The sequence below is a fragment of the Pedobacter cryoconitis genome, from assembly GCF_003259615.1.
Lineage (GTDB): Bacteria > Bacteroidota > Bacteroidia > Sphingobacteriales > Sphingobacteriaceae > Pedobacter > Pedobacter cryoconitis.
The window spans coordinates 32,336-55,952 of the sequence record NZ_QLLR01000003.1 but is presented as its reverse complement, the minus strand read 5'-3'; the positions used below and the strand labels follow the sequence as shown (position 1 = coordinate 55,952).

Below are 23,617 nucleotides of genomic sequence, written 5' to 3'. Positions count from 1 at the left end.
TAAAGGTCTGTTAACTTTCTATCGCAGTAGGCTTACCACTTATTTTTTCATGTAAATACTGAAAGGCGACATAGAGTACCGGGATAATAAACACACCCAGTATTACACCCAGTACCATGCCGCCTGCTGCACCTGTTCCAATGGAACGGTTGCCTAATGCCGATGGCCCAACAGCCCGCATCAATGGAATCAACCCGACTATAAATGCAAGAGAGGTCATAATGATCGGGCGTAGTCTGAGTTTGGATGCTTCAATGGCTGAATCCAATAAGGTCATTCCTGCTTTACGTCGTTGTACGGCGTATTCAATAATCAGAATGGCATTTTTTGCCAGTAAGCCGATTAGCATAACCATGGCTACCTGTACATAAATGTTGTTTTCCAGCCCAGCCAGGTTAACAGCTAACAATACCCCCAGAATACCTACTGGAACAGAAAGAATAACTGCTAATGGTAAAATATAACTTTCATATTGAGCAGCCAGCAGGAAGTAAACGAAGAGTAAGCATAAGCCAAATACGGTTGCTGCCTGTCCGCCAGAGGTTTTTTCTTCCAGCGACATCCCAGTCCATTCATAACTATAACCTTCAGGAAGATATTTAGCTGCCACTTCCTCCGTAGCTTTAATGGCATCGCCTGTACTGAACCCGGCTTTAGCCATTGCATTAATACTGATCGCATTAAAAAGATTATAACGCGCTACCGTTTCAGGACCATAAACCCTTTTTAATTTAATTAAGGTGTTGACAGGGACCATCTGGCCATTGTTGTTCTTTACAAAGATTCCATTCATCGATTCGGGTGTCGCTCTTGAAGCCACATTTGCCTGTACAACTACTCTGTAATATTTGCCGAACCGGTTAAAATCGGAAGCTTGTATACTGCCGTAATAAGCTTGCATAACTCCCATGAGTTCCTTTATGCTAACACCAAGTTGCTTTGCCTTTACAGCATCGACTTCCATTTCCAGCTGCGGATAGTCTGTTCTGAAAGTAGTGAATGCCGCCTCTATTTCTTTACGTTTCATCAACTCTTGCGTAAATCCCTGGGCGATTTCACTGAATTTATCAAGTTGGGCTCCTGTACGGTCTTGTAAAACAAATTCTAATCCGCTGACATTTCCAAAACCAGGGACAGTTGGCATGGTAAATACGAATATACTGCCTTCCAGAATGGTAGAGAGTTTTTGATTCATCACGCCAATGATCTCATTAATGTTTTTGAGCTCTCCTCTTTTATCGAGGTCTTTTAGTTTGACGAACCCTACACCAAATGATGGGCTGGTGGCTGAACTTAACATATCATAACCGGAAATACTGGTAACTCCTTCGGCGGCAGGGATGGTTTTAATTATGCTGTCGGCTTTCTTCAATGCCTTTCCGGTTCTGTCTAAAGAAGATCCTGCTGGCATCGCTAAAGAAAATACAATAAAACTACCATCTTCATCAGGAATAAAGCCTTTAGGTGTAGTACGCAGCATCCAGAAAGTTAAAAGCATTAATAAGGCAAATGCACCGAAACTTGCCCATTTGAAACGAATCAATACTTTGACACTTTTGATATACCGATCTGTCATTGCTGAAAATCCGGTATTGAATGCAGTAAAGAGCCGGTCGCTAAACTTTGTCTTTTTATCCGGTGCTGTATGATTGTTTTTCAGAAATAACGCACATAATGCAGGGCTCAGTGTCAAGGCGTTTACTGCTGAAATTACAATAGCGATGGCCAGGGTAAAGGCAAACTGTCTGTAGAATACTCCCGTCGGGCCCTCCATGAAACCTACTGGTAAAAATACAGCTGCCATAACCAGGGTAATCGAAATTACTGCCCCGGTTATATCGTGCATAGCCGATAGTGTAGCCGGTTTTGCGGCAAGATGTTCATGTTCCATTTTTGAATGGACAGCCTCCACGACAACGATGGCATCATCTACTACAATTCCGATGGCCAATACCAGGGCGAACAACGTTAACAAGTTAATCGAGAATCCGAATAACTGCATAAAAAAGAACGTTCCAATAATTGCTACCGGCACGGCGATAGCAGGGATCAAGGTCGATCTGAAGTCCTGAAGGAAAATGAATACCACGATAAAAACCAATATAAATGCTTCTATCAAGGTGTGGATTACCTGCGAAATCGATTGATCAAGCTGAACTTTTGTACTCAAAGGGGTTTCATATTTTAAGCCTTTAGGAAACGTTTTTGACAATTTCAACATCGCCTCATTGATGTCTTCCTGTACCTTGTTCGCATTAGATCCTGCGGTTTGGTAAATAGCCATACCTGCACCGAACTTACCATTTACCCAGGTGTCACCACTGTAGGTATAAGAGCCGAATTCAACTTTCGCCACGTCTTTTACACGCAAAACAGATCCATCAGCATTAGCGCGGATAATCATTTCTTCAAAGCCTGAAGGCTGATTAGATTTACCTTTATATTTAAGTACATATTCAAATGCTTCTTTACTGCCTTCACCGAATTTTCCCGGGGCTGCTTCCACATTCTGATCCTGAATAGCTGCCATTACTTCTTGCGGTGTCAGACCGTAAGAGGCCATCTGTTCCGGATTTAACCAGATACGCATCGCATAATCTTTGTTTCCGAATACAGTAACATTACCAACTCCTGTAACTCTTTTAAGCACAGGAATCACATTGATCTTCGCATAATTTTCTACGAATGCAGCATCATATTTTTTACTGTCATCATAAATAGACATGAACATAATCATACTATTCTGCTGCTTTTGTGTAGTTACACCAATTTGAACAACCTCAGTAGGTAATTGACTTACGGCTTGAGATACCCTGTTCTGTACGTTCACTGCTGCCTGATCAGGATCTGTACCGAGTTTAAAGTAAACCTGAAGACTTAGTGAGCCATCATTACTTGAAGTTGACTTGATATAAGTCATATTTTCTACCCCATTAATTGCATCTTCTAAAGAAGGGGCAACAGTCCGTGCTACTGTTTCTGCATTTGCACCAGGATATACCGCTGTCACGAATACACTTGGTGGTGCGATTTCAGGAAATTGAGTGACCGGGAGTTTTGTCATACTTAAAAACCCAAGTATTAACAGTAAAATGGAGATCACCGTAGCCAATACGGGTCTTTCTATGAATTTCTTAAACATGGTTCATTGTATAATGAGGCCAGACAATTCTAATTGCCTGGCTAAATGTTAATTTGATTATTTTCCGGCTTTTGCAGCGGCTGATGAAGAACCAGGATGAATAACCATGCCTTCATGCAAGCGGTCAAGCCCCATGGATACGATCTTGTCACCAGGCTTTAAACCGGCTTTAATGATGTAGTCTGTGCCACTTTTACCTTCAATGCCGATCATTACTCTGCTGAGTTTATTACTGTCTGCAAGTTTGTAGACAAACACTTTATTCTGAAGTTCCAGAGTAGATGCCTGCGGTACCAGTAAAGAGCTTTCGTGTAGTTGATCAATTCTGATTTTTCCGGTATTGCCTGCACGTAACAAGCCATCTGCATTTGGAAATGTTGCCCTCAGCATAATTGATCCCGTATTCTTATCAAATTGTCCGTCTACCATACTGATACGTCCCTGGTGTGTATAAATAGTATTATCGGCAAGGAGTAAGGAAACCGGAGGGATCTGCTTGATTTTTTCTGTCAGTGTTTTACCTGAAAACTGTGATTTGAAACTGATAAAGTCGCTTTCCCCGATAGAAAAGTAAGCATAGATTTCATGTACATCTGAAAGCGTAGTTAAAGGCTGCTGATCATTTCTGCCAACTAAACTGCCTAATCTGCGGGGAATTCTGCCGATGAAACCGCTTACAGGAGCTTTAATCTTTGTGAACCCAAGATTGATCTTTGCTGACCCTACCGCAGCTTTCGCCTGTTCCAGATTCGCTTTTGCTACATTATGAGCTGCCTGGACTGTTTTAAGCTGTATAGCAGAGACTACGTTACTTTTAACCAGTGGGATAACTTTGTCTACTTCCAGCTGTGTATTGCTTAATGCTGCTTCTGCGGCGTGCATAACAGCAACTGCATTATTGAGCTGCTGCTGGTAAGGCTGATCATTAATTTTAAATAATAGCTCGCCTGCCTGAACAAATGCGCCTTCATCAATATAAACCTTGTCAAGATAACCTTCTACCTGAGGTCTGATTTCAACATTTACTTTTCCTTCCAGGGTACCGGTGTAATCTTTAGTAGTCGTTGCTGCGGATTTAGCTAGCGTAATAACCGGAATTGTTGGTGGGGCTTCTTGAGCACCAGCACCTTCTTTATTGGAACTGCAACTGAATAAAGTAGTAAGGAGCAGTGCTGAACAAAATAAAAAGCCCGGTCTTCTTACTAGAGGAGATTTGTTTTCAACTTTCATGTTGTGATAGGATTTGCATAAATTGCGGGAACCCATATTGCTTAATGAAATACAGATTACAACGATGCAATTTTATGATTTAAGTCACAAAATGAAGGAGAAGAACTAACTGAGGACGCTTTATTGGCAGATGAAACAACTTTCAGTGCAACTGAATCAGCTATCGAGCCACTTCTTAAACTGGCTTGCTTTTTCCTTACTGATATGAATATCGGCCGGCGCGGCAGGAACCAGAATAAGCTTTAACTTACCATTGAAATAATTGTGGATACTTTCCAGGCTTTTAATATTAATGAGATATTGCCGGTTTGCACGGAAAAAGATTGTCGGGTCCAGTTGTTCTTCAAGCTCATCCATCGTATAAGATAAGGCCTGCTCCTTTGCATCACGGGTAACGATATTCGTGATCTTGTTTTCAGAATAAAAATAAGCAACGTCCGGGACCATAATAGTCTTATAGCCATCACGGTATGGAATTAGAAAGCGGGAACGATAATTCGGGTTTTGTTTTTTTATAATCGCGACTACCTCTTCAATTGTACCGGGAGATATTTTCTGCGTGTGTTGTTGCTTAAATTTAGAAATACTGCCTTTTAACTCATCAATATCAATTGGCTTTAAAAGGTAATCAATGCTGTTTACCTTAAAAGCGCGGAGTGCATATTCATCGTAGGCTGTTGTAAAAATAACAGGAACGGTGATCTCAACTTTAGTGAATATTTCAAAGCAAATACCGTCTGCCAGGCGCACATCCATTAAAATCAGGTTAGGATGGGGATTTGAACGCAGCCATTGTACGCTGTCAGCAATAGTGTCCAGAGTTGCTACGATCTCTGTATGGCTATCTATTTCGAGCAATATCTTTTGCAGGCGTATGGCATTCAGTTTTTCGTCCTCTATGATCAGTATATTCATCTTTTGTTATTCAGTTATTTCCAATAAAGGTAGTTTGACTGTAAATATGTTATCATTCTCAATGATCTGCGGGCAAGCATCCGATAACAGGCGGTAGCGGCTTATAATATTTTTTAATCCCACACGTGTTGATGGAATATGAAAGTTGACCAGCTGCAGATTGTTTGAAACCTCAAGCCAGCCTTCTTCATTGATACAAATATTTATAAGTAACGGGCGTGAGCGGGAAGCCACATTATGTTTAATGGCATTTTCTATCAATAATTGTAATGTGATAGGCGGTACACCTTTAATTTCATAGTTTTCGGGAATGTCGATATTAATCTGCAAGTTATCAGATACCCGTATTTTGATCAGGTAGATATAGGAATTGATAAATTTGATTTCGTCCTTCAACGAAATAATATCTCTGCTCAGGTTAATAATCATGTAACGATATACTTTGGAGAGATTGTCCAGGAAAAGCAAAGCAGAATCGGGACTTTCAGCTATCAGGCTTGATAGGGTGCTGAAATTATTAAACATAAAATGCGGATCAAGCTGTGCTTTCAGGGATTGAAGTTCTGCCTGCATGGCTACCTGGTTCAGGTCATAAGCTTTGAGCTCTAGTGCTGATGTCTCCAGCATTGACATTTTCCACTTGCGCAAGAAGAAATCGGCCGTATAAATTGCACTGATTAAGGTGCTGATGATAATACTTACCATGCAAACCTGCCAGCCGAATGTTTTATCACTTTGTGAATAAGTATCGTAATGCGGATAGACCAGATTATCAATATAGAGCAGCAGGCTGATCACAACACTTGCGCTAAGTATCTGTAAGAAAAACTGGCAAAAGAAGCGTAGTAATGGTGATTCTATCCACGGAATGTGCCTGTCCAGCCACCGGGCGATGAGCAGGCTGGATTCAGTGATCAAAAAACAAATCACCATTACCCCCAGCCACTCGGTGAGTAAAGTATATATATTTTGTTCAAAATAAACGTTCCAGAGCGGATCGTAAGGGTTTAACAGGTAAATGAAAATGTAGAAACATAAAAAAACGACGGGTAAAATGAAAAACCTGAAATTCTGATAAAAAGCACGTTCACTTATTTCTTTTGTATTCTTGGCCATGGCTTCATAGGTAGGTATTTATCAACAAAACAGGTAATAAGCTATAAATCTAGTATTCGTGCCTTTTATGCAAAAGGTCTTATTGACTGAACTTTATAATTATCAGGCTGAAACGGTCTTTTGAATCACTCAGTAGTATTGGCCCGCAAGGTTTATAGCAGGCAAATCAAAGATAGGGAAAACCATATTCAATAAAAATCTGATGGCACTTGCAGTGATTTATGTAAATATTAGGTTTATGTGCATGCTAAAATGATTTTATAGTTCTATTGCGACATTAAAAGTGAAATTGTTTTCTGTTAAATAAAATTAGAATGTAAATAAGATAAATATAAGTCTTTTTCCGCTAACAGTTCTTGTAAGTAGAATTTATTGAACATATTGTACCCCAAATAACAATTAATTAACCTTACTTATTCTAAATGAAAAGAAAACTACTCAATTTTATTGTGCTGAGTTTGCTATGCTTAAGTTCTGCATTTGCTCAAAACATAACAATAAAAGGTAAAGTAACAGGAAAAGGAGATGGCCTTCCAATTCCAGGAGTATCTGTGAAAGTTAAAGGAAAAACAACAGGTGCGCAAACGGATGGAAACGGTTCTTACGCAGTAGGTCCGGTTACACCAACAGACGTGATTGTTTTTTCAGCAATCGGCTATACTACAACAGAGCAAACAGTTGGATCAAAAACTGTAATCAATGTTTTACTGGGCGAAGACGCACAGTCATTAAGTGAAGTAGTCATTAATGTTGCCTATGGAACTGCAAAAAAAGAAGCTATTACAGGATCAGTAGCTCAAATCGGTAAAAAAGACCTTGAATTAAGACCATTGACGAATATCAATAGTGCTATATCAGGTGCTTCTGCCGGTGTAATGTCAAGTGCTGGTAGCGGTCAGCCAGGCGCATCCGGATCTATTCGTATTCGTGGTTTTGGTTCGATTAATGCGTCAAACGTACCATTATACGTAGTAGATGGTGCTCCTTATGATGGTGATCTTGCAAATCTGAACGTGAACGATATTCAGAACATTTCGATCTTGAAAGATGCTTCTGCATCTGCTTTATACGGATCACGTGCTGCAAACGGTGTTGTTATTGTAACTACTATTAAAGGTAGAAAAGGTAACGATCAGTTGGGAGTAAACATTACGCAAGGTGTGAGCTCAAGAGGAATTTCTGAGTACGACAGAGTTGATGCTGCTCAGTATTATCCTTTGGCATGGCAGGCTTATAAAAACAACTTGCAATATCCACAAAGTGGAAAACCGTTGTCTGATGCTGATGCGAGAGCAAAGGCTACTGCATCGATTAAAGGTGCATTAGGATATAATCCTTTCAATGTTGCTGACAATGCAATTGTAGGTGTTGATGGGTTACTAAATCCAAATGCTCAGCTTTTATACAATGATTTTGATTGGGCAGAGCCACTAAGACGTGTTGGAAAAAGAACTGATGCGAATATCAATTATAGCGGTGCTTCTGAAAAATCTGATTATTTCCTGTCACTGGGTTACCTGGATGACAAAGGATATGTTGAACGCTCAGATTATAACAGAATTACTGGACGTGCAAGTATCAATGCAAACCCTTTAACGTGGTTTAAAACAGGCTTGAATGTTTCAGGAAACTTAAGTAAATCGAACAGAGCAAGTGGACAGAATGTAGGAACTCAGGGAACGACAGGGTCAACAGGTTATAACAACATCTTCTATTTTGCCCGTAATATGGGACCGATTTATCCTGTTTATATGCACGATACTTCTGGAGCCTTTATTTTGGATAAAAATGGTGATAGAATCTTTGATCAGGGCGCTAATCGTCCTTCGGGAGCGAGCAGCGGAAGACATGTTGTACAAGAAACGCTTTTAAACCAGGATTTAGCTAAAACAAATATGGTGAGTGCAAGAGCTTTCGGAGAGATTTCTTTCCTGAAAGATTTTAAATTCACTCAAAAACTGAATATAGATATTACAAACTACAATGCTACTTCATACGAGAATAAATTGATCGGTGATGGAGCACCAGCTGGTAGAGCAGCTAATAGTAATTCAACTACGTCGTCATTTACAGCGAATCAGATTTTGAATTATAACAAAGCAGTAGGAAAGAACAATTTTGACTTTCTTGCTGGTCATGAAACTTATCAGTATGATTATTCTTACATGACGGGATCAAGAAATGGTCAGGTTTTGGATGGAAACACAGAGCTGATTAATTTTACAACAACAAGTGAACTGAATGCTTATAAAAACATTTATCATTTGGAGTCTTACTTCACACAGTTAAATTATAACTACGATGGTAAGTATTTTGTTAATGGATCGTTCAGAAAAGATGGTTCTTCTAAATTCGGACCGAAACCAAGATGGGGTAATTTCTTCTCGCTTGGGGCTTCATGGCTAATCACTGCTGAAGAATTCATGAAAAGTACACCATGGGTAAATTACCTGAAATTACGTACTTCATACGGTTCTGTAGGTAATGATAACTTATTGGATGTTGATGGAAATACGATTTACTATAACTATAAGTCGTATTATAACTTAAACTACAATAACGTTAAAGACGGTGGATTGGTTTTAAATACTCTGGAAACACCAGCTTTGAAATGGGAAACTAACTACTCTACAGATATTGCTTTAGAATATGGATTGTTTAACAACAGATTGCGTGGTACGTTTGAAGTATTCGACAGAAGATCAAGTAACTTGTTATTTAATGTACCGCTGCCAGTTTCTAATGGTGTGGGTACAATTGCCAGAAATATTGGAAGTATGAATAACAAAGGTATTGAGATTGAGATTGGCGGAGACATCATTAAAAATCAAAACTTTAAATGGGATGCCAACATTAACTTTACTGCTGTTAAAAACAGAATGACAAAATTACCTCCTGAGTCACCAACAATCGTTGATGGAACCAAAAAGTTAGAAGTTGGTCATTCAAGATATGATTTCTGGTTGAAAAAATGGGCTGGTGTAGATCCTGCGGATGGAGTTTCATTATACGTAAGAGATAAAAGCATTAAAAGTAATCCTGCGGAAAACAGAACAATTGATGGTCAGGACTATACAATAAATCCTACTAATGCTGAATTTGGTTATGCAGGAACTGCAATTCCAAAATACGCAGGAAGTATTACCAATACATTTAGCTACAAAGCTTTCCAATTCTCATTTATTATGAATTACCAGGTAGGTGGTAAAGTTTATGACTCTGCTTACGCAGGCTTAATGACTTACAGCAGATATGGTGGAGCATTACATACTGATGCTTTAAACGCGTGGAAAAACCCAGGTGATATTACAGATGTACCTCGTTTAGATGTAGGTCAGTCTGGTTTTAATAACGCTGCTTCTGACCGTTGGTTGATCAGTGCTTCTTACCTGTCTTTCAGATCAGCAACTTTCTCTTATAATTTGCCAAAAGCGCTTATTGCTAAAGCAGACTTGAAAAGTGCGAGAGTTTATTTAGGTGGAGAAAACCTGTTCTTATTATCAAAACGTAAAGGATTGGACCCAAGTTATTCTTATAACGGAACTACTTCTGCTGGTTATTCACCAACACGTACAGTTACAGTAGGTCTGAATGTTGCATTTTAATCAGCTATAAAAGATGAAAAATATAAAATATACAATTATTCCTTTTTTCCTGATCGTATTGACTTTTGCATCTTGTAAAAAGTCTTTCCTGGAAACAAGCCCTACAGATAGGGCGGATGATGCTACTGTATTTAAAAATACAGATAATGCGATGGCAGCTTTGAATGGTATTCACCGTATGCTATATAAGCAATTTAATCTTGATTCTCAGGATCAGGGCGGAGAGTCGGGTGTAAAGATCATGCTGGATATGCTTGGAGAAGATGTGGTAATGACAGCTTCTGGTAATGGATGGTATAATGGCATTTACAAATGGAGTGATCACAGAAATGCGTCTAGTTCAAGTGATAAATACCTGTATAAATTCTATTATACGATCATTGCAAATGCAAATAACCTGATCGAAAGAGTAAATGGAGTTGAAGGTGAGCAGATAACCAAAGACGCAATTATGGCTGAAGCATTAACTTACAGAGCATGGGCACATTTCATGTTGGTACAGGTTTATGCTAAACGTTATGACCCTGCCGGAAACAATACTCAGGCAGGCGTACCAATTATATTGGCAACGAATGTTACAGCAAGACCAAGATCTTCTGTTGAGGAAGTTTATACTCAGATCAACAAGGATATTGACGCTGCAGTTGTTCTTTTTGGTAAAACTAAAGCAAGAACAAATAAATCTCATTTTAATTTGAATGTAGCACAAGGTATTAAAGCCAGAGTTGCATTAACACAAGGTTTATGGACTGTTGCTGCTACAAATGCTAAAGTAGCAAGAGCTGATTATAAACTGATGGACAGTGTAACTTATAGAAAAGGATTTAATGATGCTGAGAATTCAGAATGGATCTGGGCAAGTAAGCAAGTTGAAGATCAGACTTCTGATTTCTCTTCTTTCTTTGCTTATATGTCTGGTAATTATGGTTCTTCAAATATCAGGGCAAATCCAAAAGCAATCAATTCTTTATTGTATGCTACATTATCTGCCACTGATGTAAGGAAATTACTATGGGACCCAACAGGTAAAAATACTGATTTCCCAATTCCGGCAAATGGAGCAAGAAAACCATATATGAATAGAAAATTCCTGGTAGCAGGATCTACAAGTATAGGGGACGTAACGCATATGCGTGCTTCTGAAATGTACTTGATCGAAGCAGAAGCTTTAGCGAGAAGCGGACAAACCGGGTTAGCTCAGGCTGCCTTGTTTACTTTAGCACATAGCAGAGATTCTCAGTATGTATTGTCAACTAAAACAGGTGAAGAACTGATTAAAGAAATCTTACTTCAGCGTCGTGCTGAATTATGGGGTGAAGGATTCCGTTTTACGGATCTTAAACGATTAAATTCTGCATTAGACAGAACCAATTCTAACCATACTAGTGAGCTTGCACTGACTTTAAGTCAAGCTCCGGGTGATTTAAAATGGCAGTGGGTAATTCCTCAGGATGAGATCAACGCAAATCCTGCGATTGGTACTGGTGGACAGAATCCATAAGGATATTTAAAATTGATCAAGAGGCTATTTCCGAAAGGAATAGCCTCTTTTTTGTGGAATTAATAATAAGTTTTCAGGGCCGCAGCAAGTTCCTTCAACGTTTTGTTTTTTGCAGGGATTTTTGCCGGCTCTACTTTTCGCTGGCTGTACAGCTCCATGGTGTAGGTTCCTTCAGTATCTCCCGGCTTGTAAACAAAGCCTTCTGCTTTGCCCTCATAAAGCCCGTAATCACCCATGTAATTTTTTATTCCATTACGCTTCTGCAAAAACGCAATCATGTCTGAGGTTTCCAGCGGAGTGGTATCATATAAGCTCAAGGATAACTTTCTTAACATCCTGCTGCTTTCCTGATCATGATCTTCAGGCTCTTTCTGAGCAACTTCAGGTTGTTCTATATAAAGCTTGTTGCTTTTTTGAAAATAAGAATAAGGACGGTTCTTATCGACTTTGGCACGGTCTGAAAAACTGTAATAGTTATAGGCTATGGCCTTTCCTGATTTTTTCTCAGGCGCTATTGTTTCTATGGTCCTGCCTTCTGGTGTAAAAGTTATTTTTAGACTATTCTTCCCGAAATCTTCCAGCAGATAACCCTGCTTTAATGGGCTTATCCTGAGTAGTACGCCAGTATTCTCTGCAAAGATGAGTACTCTGAATAAAACTGTTTTTGTGTTTTTAACGGTGCGGATGAGCTCTGCCATTGCCCGTTGTTCTTTCATGTTAACGGGAATAATTTCTATTCCAGTATCAATTTTACCGTTAATAAAGGTGTTTTTAGCATCCAGCTTTACATCAGAAAACTCCTGATGATCTTCTGCAAGGATCTTGTTAAATAAATCATTGTACCATTGCTGTACAAGGATACCTTGCTGGTAATAATTATAGATCACCCACTCGGAACCTTCTTTCTTTTCTTTGAAAAAACCATTATAAGGTTTTCCTGCTTTAAGGTCGCCGGTCAGGTATTCAGTAAAATCTGTATGACCAAAATATGCTGGATTGATACCCTGTTTAATGGTATCCGCAATCTTAAAATTAACAGAGAGTTGTTTCACAATTTGATGCTGTGCATTTTCACAATCATAACAATCGATGCGTTCTGCGGATAAATATTTGTTTTTAATACATTTAAACTCACTTTTTGTAGTTGTAACTTCATTTTTACTATTTAAATAAAGTGTTTTCTCATCCGGTTGTTGCGCGAAAGTAAGCAATGGTGTCATCAGGAATAAGAGTATTAATTTATACATATGATATTTATAGTATAACAGTAAGCCGTGTTGAATGTTTCCCTTTATTTATTCAAATAATCATTTAGCTTTTCATTAATCATTAATACCTTAGCAGGATGTCGTCGCACCATATAGTCAGAGAAAAACAGGAGCCAGCCCTATATATTCACAATCTGGGCAATTTTGATGAAGAATACCTGGGACAAATCCTGGAATGGAGTCCTACTTTAATTGTCAACAGCGCTATTTATGAGAAAGTCCTCAGTCTGGGACTAAAAGTAGACGTAATTCTGAATGCTACCGGTGAACTTGCTCCTCAGGAAAATACGAAATCTATTATGGGCCCAGGTGATGAATATAATACCGTATTAAACTACCTGATTTCAGAGAAGTATCCTGCGGTAAATATTATTGATGACCAGAAAGCACTATCAGATCTGGCTTTTTACCTGCATAAAATTAATATTGTTTTATTCACTGCAACAGAGAAATCATATGCAGTTAAAACTGGATTTAACGTTTGGAAGCCTGCCGGAAGCCTGTTTCTAATTGATGTAGTTTCTTATTTTGAAGCTACTAATCTGATGCAAAAGGATGAAAGAGAATTTGAAGTCGTGAAAGACGGTTTTGTAGAATTCACTTTCGCTACGGAATATGTGTTCTTAACAGAAAAAATATGATTACACTAAGAAAAGCAAAAGAAGAAGACGTGTCAATCATTCAGCGCATAGGAACTCTTACCTTTAGGCCCACTTATGGCCATATTCTTGATCAGGTGCAGATTGATTATATGCTGGATCAATTTTATAGTATTGCTGCTTTAACGAAACAGCTGATGGAAGGTCATACTTTTTTAATTGCACAGGAAGGTGATCAGGATCTGGCTTTTGCAGCCTATTCTACAACCACACATCAGCAACATATAGTTACTAAACTTCATAAGTTGTATGTATTGCCTGAGGCACATGGAAAAGGTCTGGGTAAGCTCTTAATGAATGAAGTGAGGAACAAGGCTATAGAAGCTGGGGCTGATACCCTTACATTAAATGTAAACCGTTACAATAACGCAAAAGACTTCTACGAGAAGATGGGTTTTGTGGTTAAAGAAACCGTCGACATTGAAATTGGCAACGGTTTCTTTATGAATGATTATGTGATGGCACTGCCACTAACAACCTTAAAACCTGCTTAATTAGTTAATTTAGGTATTCTGGTTGGTGTATCCGTTCCTTTTACAATGGTAATTGCACTTTTAGCAATTGCTTTAATTGTTGACAGGATGTTCTCAGTATCCAACGTGCTGTACTCATCCTTTACCGTATGGTAAAGCTTATCAATATCTATCTGGTCAGTACTGATGGTATGTGCAGGTACGCCTAATGCGGCAAGTGTCGCGTTATCGCTTCTGTAAAACAAATTCTGCTGTAAATAAGGATCAGGGTGGAAAGTAAATGCTGATCCTTCCAGGTTCTTTTGCAGGATCTTTCCAAAATCAGACTTATCATAGCCGGTAATGAAGGCTGTGTTTTTACCAAACTTACTTTCTTTACCGATCATTTCAATATTAAACATCGCAACAACCTCATCAGGGTTTAATTGCTCAGAGAAATACTTTGCACCATAACCGCCAATTTCTTCTGCTGTAAAAGCAACGAAAATAAGCGTACGCTCATTGTTGTTTAGTTTCTTATAGTATTTTGCAAGGGCAATCATAGCCGTAGTGCCAGAAGCATCATCATCTGCACCATTTGCAATACTATCCTGATCTGCAGAATGAATAATACCCAGGTGGTCATAATGTCCTGAGAACACCACTAATTCTTTAGCTTTTGATTTTCCGGGGATAATTCCGGCAACATTAAATAAAGGTAATTTGTTAGCCTTGTTTTTTAAGGATACCGTGAAGTTCTTTACCGTAGTGTCAGGAGATAATACCAGGACTAAAGCAAACTTGTTTATCTCATGTATCATCTTTTCGTCTACCACGGCAGCTTTTGAAAGATAGGTCTTTAACTCATTAAATTCTTTGGTGAATTTCGGATCTACCAGAACCAATTTTGTTTTTTTATTACGGACTAAAAGTCTGTACTGCTCTCTGAAGGTTTTTGAAGAATCAAGTCTTACCCATCCGTCTCCGCCGGTATTATCGAAATTTAAGCTTTCACTTGTATTTCCCCAAACAGCAAAATCGGCAGGGGCAATTACTTTCCCATCAACTGACACCTGACCTGAAGCGGGTTTAAGCTCATACTTGTAAAAAGTTTGTCTGTAGCCTGCTGCACCTTTTAAGGGTTGCAATCCTATTTTTTTAAATTCACCTTCAATAAAAGTTGCCGCCTTATCAATTCCCGGGCTGAATGTCGCTCTGCCCTGCATGTCATCACTACTCAGGGTTTTGATCAGATTGTCAACATAATCTTTAGTGATAATTTTATCAATATCCTGGGCTGATGCCGTTCGGGCGATAAAAAGTAAAATCAATGGGTAATAAAAGTATTTCATCATAATTTAGTTAATAGTTCTTTTTCTCTTGCAATAGTGGTCGCTACCCGGGTATCATGTACGCCATCGGTAACTTCAATTTCAAAGTCTCTGTCCTTCTCAGAGGTATGGATCTGGCTGATTTCCAGGTTTTCCACAGATCTGTCATACGGACCTCTTGAACTCATCATTTTTACAAATACCGGCAGGCACTCAAAAAAGATGAATAACAAACCAATAAATGTAACCGCTAAGGCCGTGGTTGTGTCCCGGGTGCCATCTGTATTAAAACTCAATTGCCCTAATGCCCAGTTACGATCAGCAAAACCGGCAATACTGGTCAGGCTATCCAACTGTTTGCCCGTGTAAAGCCGCTCCGATAATAAACCGTCAAACTGCTTTCTGCCGTCTACAAAACGCTCCATCCTTCTCACATCCGAATTCAGGGAATCCAGGTTTTGCTGCCTTTGTTTTAATTCCTCTTCTTTGCGCTTTGCATAAGGCCCGTAGCCCATTACCCCTGACGTTTCAGTCGTTTTGGTTCCGAAGACTTCAAAGTTAAGTTTTTGCCGGTCAGATTTAATACCATTTTCCAAAGAGTCTCTTTGCACCTTGGATTCGTTCAGTTTGTTGAGCTCGATGGTATACTTATTGGTAAATGCTTTATTCAGGGTATCTATTTTTGACCGTTGATTGTTCAGGTAACTTACCTTAAGCCGCTCTTTAATCTCTTTGTCAAAGATTTTAAGCTCTAAAGGACGGGAAATGACCATGCCGATCATAATAGCCAGTAATATACGTGGTGTAGCCTGCAAAATCTGCTTGCCGGAAGAAGAATTCTTGTTAATACTGGAGACGATATAACGGTCCATATTAAAAATGGCAAGCCCCCAGAGGATACCGAAAAATACGGCGAAAAGTACAGCAGCAGTGTCGCCTTTAAAAACAAAATACATCGCATACCCACCAGAAAGCGCGGCGAATAAGCCAGTGAAAAAGATAGTTGCGCCGATACCAACATATTTATTATGTTCAGTAGGGTGCTTCTCTAATGTAGGCTGGTGTATACCAGAACAAAACCAAAAGAAACGTGACAGGGCATCCATAGTAACAAAGTTAAGAAAGAATACTATTAAACGCCCGGCATTCTTAGTTGTTACAACCCAGCGGTTAAAACCATAAATTTTGACTTACATTTAGCAGATAAGTTGTTGATAAACTTTATATTTGACCAGTATTCATGGATCATAAACCATCCATTTAAAAGCTTTGAAGATGAAAGAAATTAGCGTAGAAGAATTAAAACAAAAAATAGATAACAAGGAAGATTTTCAACTGATTGATGTAAGAGAAACTTTCGAATACGATACTTCAAACCTTAACGGAGAGAATATTCCTTTGGGAGGGATTTTGATTGAAGTAGAGAAAATTGCAACCGATAAACCAGTAATTATGCAATGCAGAAGCGGTAAACGCAGTGCAGCAGCAGTAATGCAATTGGAGCAGTTGCATGGTTTTACAAACCTTTACAATTTAAAAGGCGGTATCCTTGCATGGCAGGCTGCATTTGATCCTGGAATGCCAGTTTATTAATAAGATGAAGAAGCAAATTGCATTAAATACGTTTTATACCCTGGGTATTGTGATTTCTGTAATTGGCCTTAAATGGGCTTTCCAGAACGCAAATTATCCCGTTGTTGCCTTGTTAATCGCTACAGGTTTATTTTTCATTTACCTGAAGATTAAGATTGTCAAAGAAGTGAGAGCTGGTATCAAAGAAAAACAAAATATCGTGAATAACTCTTCCCCTGTTAAGGAAAAAACAAATTAGGAGAAAGACCTTCCAGCCCTAAACCTGGAAGGTCTTTTAGTATATATTTGCCTTCGTGCAAAGCAGGTGGTTCAAATGGATTGTTCTTAGTCAAAAACGGGCCATCCAGATCTACCCAGTCACATAACGGAGCTAAAGCCATTCCGGCCTGAGTAGCAATAGAAGTCTCACTCATACAGCCGATCATGACCTTCATCCCATAAGAACGGGCTTTTAAAATCATCTGATGAGCCTCATACATGCCGCCACTTTTCATCAGCTTCACGTTTATGCCATGATAAGCCCCCTTAATGTGGTCAATATCACTTAATCTTTGTACAGCCTCGTCCGCGAGGATTGGAATTGGACTGCGGCCTGTTAACCACGCATTTCCTTCGATATTAGTCTTGTCCATAGGTTGTTCAACCAGTACGGCTCCCTGGTCATGTAACCAATAGATCAAATCTATAGCCATTTTCCGGTCTGTCCACCCTTGGTTAGCATCTATATAAAGCGGTAAATTGCTTACACTTCTGATGGCATTGATCAGTTCCTTATCATGACCTGATCCTAATTTGACTTTGAGTACTTTAAATCCTTTTGCCTCAGCAACTTTTTCTTTAATCAATTCTGGTGCAGCAATTCCTATCGTGTAAGAAGTAACAGGCATCTTCGCCGGATCAGCCTTGTAGATTTCAAAACATGGCTTTTGCAAGATCTCTCCATTGATGTCGTTCAGTGCAATATCAATAGCAGCCTTTATTGCTGGATTACCAGCGTCAATGCTATCAAGGTAGGCCATAAACTCTGCGAAGTTAAAAGGTTGCTTAAAATGTGTCCAGTCTACTTTTTTAAGGAATGCTTCTGCAGAACTATAACTTTCACCTAAATACGGAACCATCGAAGCCTCACCATAACCTTCCATATTTTCATAAGTAAGCTTTAATAATAATAAGGGAGTACTTGTTCTGGTGAATCCGGTTATAGTGAAAGGATGTTTAAGTTCCAGGTTAAAAGAAATATGAACTGCTTGCATGTGTTTTAAAAGCTTTTGGTAATATCAAAGTTAAAAAATGGGAGCCTCACCGAATGTAAAAATAATATCCCTAATATTGCGGTTAATATGACTAACACAATCTATCAGCCATTTAAAAACTTCGACTTTAAGTTCAAAAACTGCTTTTTGAGCGGAGATACTTTTGATGCACCTGTGATACAAACCAATGTATTGCCTGCATGGTTATTGGAAGTTGCTAATTTTAGCGGTGATGAGCAGATTAAATTGCTGGATGAATCTATCAGGTCTTATAATACGCTGAAAATACCTGTAAGTGAAGAAGTGTTGTTCAATTTTATCGGTCCGCTGGAAGATAAAATAGCCGCAGCATTTGCAGAAGGATTCGCCGGAGTTTCGAAGCTGGAAGAAATAGACCTGTTTAAATGGGTAGGTAAATTTCTTTACAGCCTGATCTATATCGAAATGAATGCTGCCGTTAATTTGCAGCAATTGAGTGATGACGGATTAAATATGTCACAGGGGCTGATGCACAAATTCGGCAACTTACAAACTATGATCCAGAGTATCTACCGCAGTGTAGTACTGGAAGATTTTACCCCCTGGTCTTTTGTGATCGTACCATTGGAACAGGATGATATTCCTTTCAGTTTCAGGGATGAGATCAATACCCTTACTTTCTCTTTAAAACTTAAAGATTTTGGTATTATTGCCTGCCTGCAGGATAACGGGACTAATAAAAGGTATCACCAGGAAATCCTGGATCAGATTGCAGGCCAGTCGTTAACAAATCAGCAGTTTGAAGAGTTGTGTGCAAGGTTCTTTTACTCTGCCTATTTGTTCAACCGCTTACCAGAATACACGATTATGCCTGTTGAAGGTGCAATCTATATTGATGCCATGCCTTTAAGAGGAACGACCAACAAACCTCTGTTTGACGTTTGGCAGCATAAAATTTATGCGCAGGTTTTAGAAACCGTCTGGAAACCCTGGGGAAACCTGCTGATGGAAATCAGAAAAGACCCTTTGGCACCTACAAGTTACTTCAACCCGCCATCCCTGCCAGCTACTGACTAACCTGCGAAACGGGCAGTGATTGTTTCAATAAAATGAGGAACAATATTTGGTACAACTAATATCGTAATGATAATTCCAGTAATCGCACCGAATAAATGCGCATCATGGTTAATGTTATCTCTGGAACTTTTTGACATATAATAAGAGTAAACCAGGTATAATACACCAAATAATGCTGCCCAGATAGGGACCGGTAAAGGAAATATCATTAAGGTATTCAGTGGATAGAACATAATATAACTGAACAATACTGCAGAAATCGCTCCCGATGCACCCAGGCTATGGTAATGATAATCGTCTTTATGTTTGATTACTGAAGGAATATCACTTAAAATCAAGCCAATAAAGTAGATCAGTCCAAATCTCAGACTTCCTACCGTAGCTTCCAGTGAGAAAGCGAAGAAATAGAAAGTAAACATGTTAAATGCCAGGTGCATCCAGCTTCCGTGTATCAGGCCGCTGGTTAATAACGTATAGACATTACTTCTGCGGTATACGCTGTAGGGGTGAAGCATAAACTTTCCATACAGAGAACTGTCATTAAAAGCATAGATGCTCGTTGCCAGGGTAAAAATGAAAATCAGAGAAGCGACAGGTGTGTTGATCAGATATTCTTGTATCATATAATATTCGTATCGGATTTTAAATTAGTGCAATCTAGCAATTGGATAGCGTAAATGTGTTTTTTCGTAGTAATTTGAATTTTGATATACAAATTCAAGTTGCGCTGAAGGATTCTGGGCAAATGTACTATCTTTTATTTTCTTTTGATTCAGCTTGGTTTTAAGCTCAGGATCATCTTTTAATAGTCCGGTGGCTGTATCCTCAAAAACATAAGCAGAGTAATGTTCTTTCTGATCCAGTACAGAATCGAAAAAATTCCAGTTAAAGAAAGAATCGGTAGCCTGTGGTTCCAGCGTTTCCATAATATACCTGTTTTGCGGCTGATTCACGTACACCAGGTAATCTCCTTTATAAAACTTTATAGTTTGTTTCTTGGTACTTAGCTGAACGTTATTGTGGATATAGTGTCCTTCATACGGTCTTGAAGCTGTTTTATAATCCTCGATATAATAAACATCAACAGCAAGCTCTTTATCCGCTTTGAGCTCCTGCACTTTCACACCGTTTAATTTCAGCAATCCAATTACTTTATCCCATGCCTTTGGAATCACGTAAGCCTCAGGTTTTTCTACGGTAAGCTGCGGTTCAAACTTATTCCAGTATTTGATTTTTTTTGTATAAGGATCATTCCGGTCATAATAAAGCCTGTCAGCCCCACTTACGGCACTGGGCTTATATTTTGCAGCAAAGCCTTTAAAAGAAATCAGCTCATAGGTAGTCTCATTGAGTTTCCAGCTCAAAGGGAATTCTTTTTGTATAGCGGCAGCCTCATCAGCTTTACGCTTATTCTCCCCAATTATTTTTGCGTCTTTGCTAACCAGATCAACATAAGTTTGAAGTAATTGATAAGTAGATTCAACCCTTTTCTGGTAAACCTTTAACATATGTGTTTCTGGCATAAAGCCAATACTATTATGTAAAGCGGCATAACCAGTTGAATAACGGGGAGTCTCCAGAAAACCCGTTATTCCGGCATCCGGTGTGTTCTCTACCGAGTTGATATAAGGAATGAGCTCAAACCCTTTCTTCTTCATGGCTGCATATAAAGCAGGGACCATACTTTTGGTCAGGTACTCAGCTAGAATAGGGTTCAGCTTATCTTTTTGCGTAGGGATAAGTGTCATCGTATATTGATAATCAGCACCGTTACTGGTATGTGTATCTACGAATATCTCTGGCTGCCAGGTATTGAATATTTCCTGAAAAGCAGCAGAGTTTTTGGAGTCCGTTTTAATGAAGTCCCTGTTCAGGTCATAATTTTTACTGTTTCCTCTGAACCCATAGGTTTCCGGGCCATTCTGATTTGCTCTGGAAGTACTGCTGCGGTTAAATGATCCGTCTATATTATAAACCGGAATAATACAGATCACAACATTATCCGGTAAATGATTGTCTTTTAATAAATCTCTTGCCAGCATCATGGACGCATCTATACCTTCTGGCTCACCAGGGTGGATGCCATTATTAATTAATAGTATTCTTTGATTATTCTTCCGGAGTTCGGCAGGATCAAAGACTTTATTCTTTGATAAAACCAAAAGGTGAAGAGGTTTTCCAAAATCAGTAGTTCCATAGGAAAGGAGTCTGGCCTGTGGAGATACTTTAGCCAGCTGTTTATAATAAGCAATGGCCTGGTCATAAGTAGCCGTTTGATTTTTATTACTAAGCTCATAAGGCGTTTGCTGTGCAAATGTTTCCATCGTTAGCAGAATTAAAGACAGTAAAAAATATTTCATTGATACGTATTTATAAAAGTACTGAACATTTTTCCAGACTAAAACTGTCTGAACTTTTTCTTATACAGGCCCATTTTTCCGAAGCTGTATTTGAATCCGATAGTATAAAAATTATAGATGTCGGGAGTTCCGGATTTATGTGTTATTGATGAATTATCATAACCATCCAGCCCTTCTCCCAGGGTCACATTACTCTGGCAATTAATATTCAGTGTATATCTGTAAAAACCATCCCGGTCCGGAAAAAAGAAGTTGATACCCAGGTTCAGCGGAAAGTAAACGTCATTTGAACTATCTTCTCCAGGATATGGATCGGCTGGATCTTTTACGTTTGCACGCCTGATACCGGTCATCTTATTCTGAATAATTCCTATACCACTGCCAAAATACAGACCTCTGAGTTTACCGGACAAGCTGTTATAGTCAAAATCTATAAATTCTCCCAAAGCTATTTTTCCGTTGACAGACACAGCCTGGTAGCCATTGATAAACTGCCTGTCATCGGGAGTCGCATTGACATCCCCTCCATTGACTTCTCCTTTTTGGAGTTCCAGACCAAGACTAAGGTAAGGAGTGAATAAATAATCCAGCGTAGCATAGCCGGCCAGTCCGAAGTCATGTTTTTTAAGATCTGCGAAAGATTGGGTAATACCAGCGCCAGCACCAACAGAAAACTTGTAAAAATTTGATTGTGCAAAAGACGAAAATGCCAATGCCGAAAATAGAGTTGAAATAAGTATCCTTTTCAAGTTATGCTGATTGTTTATAGATAAAATATCATCTTTGGTTATCTTTAGCCTTTTAAGAAACTGTTTGAATATATTTAAAAACAGCGTCTGAATTTAGTGATTAAGAAGGCCTTTACTTTTTTTTAAAATTATGCTAAAATATCATAACACAGGTAACTCTTTACAAAATAGATTTACTGAATACGTAAAAATAGACACACAGTCTGATCCTGAGTCTGCGAGCGTTCCTTCCACCGAAAAGCAGAAGAATCTGGGGAAAGTACTGGTTGCTCAATTATTGGAGCTGGGAATAACAGATGCACACCTGGATGAATATGGCTATGTATATGCTACTATTCCTTCCAATAGCACTAAAGATGTTCCTGTGATCTGTTTCTGCTCGCATATGGATACTTCTCCGGATTGCAGCGGGTATGGTGTGAAACCGATTATTCATACCAATTACCAGGGGCAGGATCTTGTTCTTCCTGATGACCACTCAGTGGTTTTAAGAATGAGCGAGCATAAAGACCTGAAAGATCAGATAGGCAATGACATCATCACTGCAAGTGGTACAACGTTATTAGGAGCCGATAACAAAGCTGGTTTGGCAGAAATTATGGAAGCTGCTGCCTTTTTGATGCAGCATTCTGAACATAAACATGGTAAAATAAGAATACTTTTCACCCCAGATGAAGAAATTGGAAGAGGTGTAGATAAAGCAGATCTGAAGAAACTAGGTGCTGACTTCGCTTATACAATTGATGGAGAAACCTGCGGTTCTATTGAAGATGAGACTTTTTCTGCTGATGGAGCAGTTTTAACTATACATGGTATTAGTTCTCACCCGGGTTTTGCGAGAGGCAAAATGGAAAGTGCGATCAAGATTCTGAGTGATATTATCAGTGCTTTACCAAAAGATACCTTAACACCAGAAGCTACTTCGAAAAAAGAAGGATTTTTACACCCGGTTACGATGCAGGGGAATGTAGAACAGGCAGAAGCACATTTTATTATCCGTGATTTTGATGATGTTTTATTAGCTGAACATGGCCGTACGCTGGAAACTATTGTTAAACAGGTTATTGCTGCCTATCCGAATGCTACTTATGAGCTAAAAATTAAGGAACAATACCGCAATATGAAAAAGGTACTGGACCAGCACCCGCAAGTATTGGAATATGGTGTTCTGGCAATTGAACGCGCAGGTATTCCAGTTAAAAGACAAAGTATCAGAGGGGGTACAGATGGTTCAAGATTATCACTGATGGGCTTACCTTGTCCTAACGTTTTTGCAGGAGAACATGCTTTCCATGGCAAGCAGGAGTGGGCTTCCGTACAAGACATGGAAAAAGCAGTGGAAACTATTATTAATATTGCGCTGATCTGGGAAGAAAAGAGCAACTAA

The 23,617-nt window shown here is 39.0% G+C and carries 19 protein-coding genes; 8 read left to right on the top strand and 11 right to left on the bottom strand.

The window, feature by feature from the left end; translation table 11 throughout:
• Positions 1–10 precede the first annotated feature (10 nt).
• From LY11_RS05325 to LY11_RS05310, 4 genes are all read right to left on the bottom strand, one after another.
• Positions 11–3,142 (bottom strand): efflux RND transporter permease subunit, encoded by a 3,132-nt coding sequence (locus LY11_RS05325; RefSeq protein ID WP_111632705.1) that lies wholly within the window; start codon positions 3,140–3,142, stop codon positions 11–13.
• A gap of 57 nt (positions 3,143–3,199) precedes the next feature.
• Entirely contained in the window at positions 3,200–4,372 is a 1,173-nt protein-coding gene (locus LY11_RS05320) for an efflux RND transporter periplasmic adaptor subunit (RefSeq protein ID WP_111632704.1), read from the bottom strand.
• Positions 4,373–4,528: 156 nt separating this feature from the next.
• Positions 4,529–5,287 (bottom strand): LytR/AlgR family response regulator transcription factor, encoded by a 759-nt coding sequence (locus LY11_RS05315; protein ID WP_111632703.1) that lies wholly within the window; start codon positions 5,285–5,287, stop codon positions 4,529–4,531.
• A 6-nt stretch (positions 5,288–5,293) separates the two neighbouring features.
• On the bottom strand, positions 5,294–6,403 hold the full coding sequence (locus LY11_RS05310; protein WP_111632702.1) for a sensor histidine kinase: 1,110 nt from the start codon (positions 6,401–6,403) through the stop codon (positions 5,294–5,296).
• Positions 6,404–6,825: 422 nt separating this feature from the next.
• On the opposite strand from LY11_RS05310, the gene LY11_RS05305 reads away from it, so the two are divergent.
• Both LY11_RS05305 and LY11_RS05300 read left to right on the top strand, forming a co-directional pair.
• On the top strand, positions 6,826–10,008 hold the full coding sequence (locus LY11_RS05305; protein WP_111632701.1) for a SusC/RagA family TonB-linked outer membrane protein: 3,183 nt from the start codon (positions 6,826–6,828) through the stop codon (positions 10,006–10,008).
• A 13-nt stretch (positions 10,009–10,021) separates the two neighbouring features.
• Entirely contained in the window at positions 10,022–11,509 is a 1,488-nt protein-coding gene (locus tag LY11_RS05300; RefSeq protein WP_111632700.1) for a RagB/SusD family nutrient uptake outer membrane protein, read from the top strand.
• Positions 11,510–11,568: 59 nt separating this feature from the next.
• Here LY11_RS05300 and LY11_RS05295 read toward each other — a convergent pair whose 3' ends face one another.
• Positions 11,569–12,756, bottom strand: coding sequence for a hypothetical protein (locus tag LY11_RS05295; protein ID WP_111632699.1), 1,188 nt, complete (start codon positions 12,754–12,756; stop codon positions 11,569–11,571).
• Between the two features lie 98 nt (positions 12,757–12,854).
• On the opposite strand from LY11_RS05295, the gene LY11_RS05290 reads away from it, so the two are divergent.
• A complete protein-coding gene (locus LY11_RS05290; RefSeq protein WP_111632698.1) occupies positions 12,855–13,418 on the top strand; it encodes a thiamine pyrophosphokinase in 564 nt (187 codons plus the stop codon).
• Positions 13,415–13,930: a GNAT family N-acetyltransferase gene (locus tag LY11_RS05285; RefSeq protein WP_111632697.1), complete on the top strand. Its 516-nt coding sequence runs from the start codon at positions 13,415–13,417 to the stop codon at positions 13,928–13,930. The genes LY11_RS05290 and LY11_RS05285 overlap by 4 nt, the downstream gene beginning before the upstream one ends.
• Here the strand turns inward: LY11_RS05285 and LY11_RS05280 are convergent.
• Together LY11_RS05280 and LY11_RS05275 are read right to left on the bottom strand one after the other, a co-directional pair.
• Positions 13,927–15,243 (bottom strand): M20/M25/M40 family metallo-hydrolase, encoded by a 1,317-nt coding sequence (locus LY11_RS05280; RefSeq protein ID WP_245952616.1) that lies wholly within the window; start codon positions 15,241–15,243, stop codon positions 13,927–13,929. The genes LY11_RS05285 and LY11_RS05280 overlap by 4 nt on opposite strands.
• The gene (locus LY11_RS05275) at positions 15,240–16,325 is read right to left on the bottom strand and encodes a DUF4407 domain-containing protein (protein WP_111632696.1); all 1,086 of its coding nucleotides are present in this window, start codon (positions 16,323–16,325) and stop codon (positions 15,240–15,242) included. The genes LY11_RS05280 and LY11_RS05275 overlap by 4 nt, the downstream gene beginning before the upstream one ends.
• 169 nt (positions 16,326–16,494) lie before the next feature.
• On the opposite strand from LY11_RS05275, the gene LY11_RS05270 reads away from it, so the two are divergent.
• Together LY11_RS05270 and LY11_RS05265 are read left to right on the top strand one after the other, a co-directional pair.
• Positions 16,495–16,812 carry a rhodanese-like domain-containing protein gene (locus LY11_RS05270; protein ID WP_111632695.1) on the top strand — a complete coding sequence of 106 codons (318 nt, stop codon included), beginning with the start codon at positions 16,495–16,497 and terminating at the stop codon, positions 16,810–16,812.
• A gap of 4 nt (positions 16,813–16,816) precedes the next feature.
• Positions 16,817–17,050 carry a DUF6358 family protein gene (locus LY11_RS05265; RefSeq protein WP_111632694.1) on the top strand — a complete coding sequence of 78 codons (234 nt, stop codon included), beginning with the start codon at positions 16,817–16,819 and terminating at the stop codon, positions 17,048–17,050.
• Here LY11_RS05265 and LY11_RS05260 read toward each other — a convergent pair.
• Entirely contained in the window at positions 17,031–18,065 is a 1,035-nt protein-coding gene (locus LY11_RS05260) for a dipeptide epimerase (RefSeq protein WP_111632693.1), read from the bottom strand. The genes LY11_RS05265 and LY11_RS05260 overlap by 20 nt on opposite strands.
• A gap of 87 nt (positions 18,066–18,152) precedes the next feature.
• Between LY11_RS05260 and LY11_RS05255 the strand changes: the two genes are divergently transcribed.
• A complete protein-coding gene (locus LY11_RS05255; RefSeq protein ID WP_111632906.1) occupies positions 18,153–19,121 on the top strand; it encodes a hypothetical protein in 969 nt (322 codons plus the stop codon).
• On the opposite strand, the gene LY11_RS05250 is transcribed toward LY11_RS05255, so the two are convergent.
• The 3 genes from LY11_RS05250 to LY11_RS05240 are packed head-to-tail and all read right to left on the bottom strand — an operon-like array spanning position 19,118 to position 22,230.
• Positions 19,118–19,744, bottom strand: a complete 627-nt coding sequence (locus LY11_RS05250; protein WP_111632692.1) for a rhomboid family intramembrane serine protease — start codon at positions 19,742–19,744, stop codon at positions 19,118–19,120. The genes LY11_RS05255 and LY11_RS05250 overlap by 4 nt on opposite strands.
• Before the next feature lie 24 nt (positions 19,745–19,768).
• Positions 19,769–21,481 (bottom strand): M14 family metallopeptidase, encoded by a 1,713-nt coding sequence (locus tag LY11_RS05245; protein WP_111632691.1) that lies wholly within the window; start codon positions 21,479–21,481, stop codon positions 19,769–19,771.
• A 38-nt stretch (positions 21,482–21,519) separates the two neighbouring features.
• Positions 21,520–22,230, bottom strand: a complete 711-nt coding sequence (locus tag LY11_RS05240) for a porin family protein (RefSeq protein WP_111632690.1) — start codon at positions 22,228–22,230, stop codon at positions 21,520–21,522.
• A gap of 130 nt (positions 22,231–22,360) precedes the next feature.
• On the opposite strand from LY11_RS05240, the gene pepT reads away from it, so the two are divergent.
• The gene (pepT, locus tag LY11_RS05235) at positions 22,361–23,617 is read left to right on the top strand and encodes a peptidase T (protein ID WP_111632689.1); all 1,257 of its coding nucleotides are present in this window, start codon (positions 22,361–22,363) and stop codon (positions 23,615–23,617) included.

Excerpts from the sequence above, each read along its gene's own strand:
- LY11_RS05325 (WP_111632705.1), bottom strand. The coding sequence starts at position 3,142 with ATGTTTAAGAAATTCATAGAAAGACCCGTATTGGCTACGGTGATCTCC.
- LY11_RS05320 (WP_111632704.1), bottom strand. The coding sequence starts at position 4,372 with ATGAAAGTTGAAAACAAATCTCCTCTAGTAAGAAGACCGGGCTTTTTA.
- LY11_RS05315 (WP_111632703.1), bottom strand. The coding sequence starts at position 5,287 with ATGAATATACTGATCATAGAGGACGAAAAACTGAATGCCATACGCCTG.
- LY11_RS05310 (WP_111632702.1), bottom strand. The coding sequence starts at position 6,403 with ATGGCCAAGAATACAAAAGAAATAAGTGAACGTGCTTTTTATCAGAAT.
- LY11_RS05305 (WP_111632701.1), top strand. The coding sequence starts at position 6,826 with ATGAAAAGAAAACTACTCAATTTTATTGTGCTGAGTTTGCTATGCTTA.
- LY11_RS05300 (WP_111632700.1), top strand. The coding sequence starts at position 10,022 with ATGAAAAATATAAAATATACAATTATTCCTTTTTTCCTGATCGTATTG.
- LY11_RS05295 (WP_111632699.1), bottom strand. The coding sequence starts at position 12,756 with ATGTATAAATTAATACTCTTATTCCTGATGACACCATTGCTTACTTTC.
- LY11_RS05290 (WP_111632698.1), top strand. The coding sequence starts at position 12,855 with ATGTCGTCGCACCATATAGTCAGAGAAAAACAGGAGCCAGCCCTATAT.
- LY11_RS05285 (WP_111632697.1), top strand. The coding sequence starts at position 13,415 with ATGATTACACTAAGAAAAGCAAAAGAAGAAGACGTGTCAATCATTCAG.
- LY11_RS05280 (WP_245952616.1), bottom strand. The coding sequence starts at position 15,243 with ATGATGAAATACTTTTATTACCCATTGATTTTACTTTTTATCGCCCGA.
- LY11_RS05275 (WP_111632696.1), bottom strand. The coding sequence starts at position 16,325 with ATGGATGCCCTGTCACGTTTCTTTTGGTTTTGTTCTGGTATACACCAG.
- LY11_RS05270 (WP_111632695.1), top strand. The coding sequence starts at position 16,495 with ATGAAAGAAATTAGCGTAGAAGAATTAAAACAAAAAATAGATAACAAG.
- LY11_RS05265 (WP_111632694.1), top strand. The coding sequence starts at position 16,817 with ATGAAGAAGCAAATTGCATTAAATACGTTTTATACCCTGGGTATTGTG.
- LY11_RS05260 (WP_111632693.1), bottom strand. The coding sequence starts at position 18,065 with ATGCAAGCAGTTCATATTTCTTTTAACCTGGAACTTAAACATCCTTTC.
- LY11_RS05255 (WP_111632906.1), top strand. The coding sequence starts at position 18,153 with ATGACTAACACAATCTATCAGCCATTTAAAAACTTCGACTTTAAGTTC.
- LY11_RS05250 (WP_111632692.1), bottom strand. The coding sequence starts at position 19,744 with ATGATACAAGAATATCTGATCAACACACCTGTCGCTTCTCTGATTTTC.
- LY11_RS05245 (WP_111632691.1), bottom strand. The coding sequence starts at position 21,481 with ATGAAATATTTTTTACTGTCTTTAATTCTGCTAACGATGGAAACATTT.
- pepT (WP_111632689.1), top strand. The coding sequence starts at position 22,361 with ATGCTAAAATATCATAACACAGGTAACTCTTTACAAAATAGATTTACT.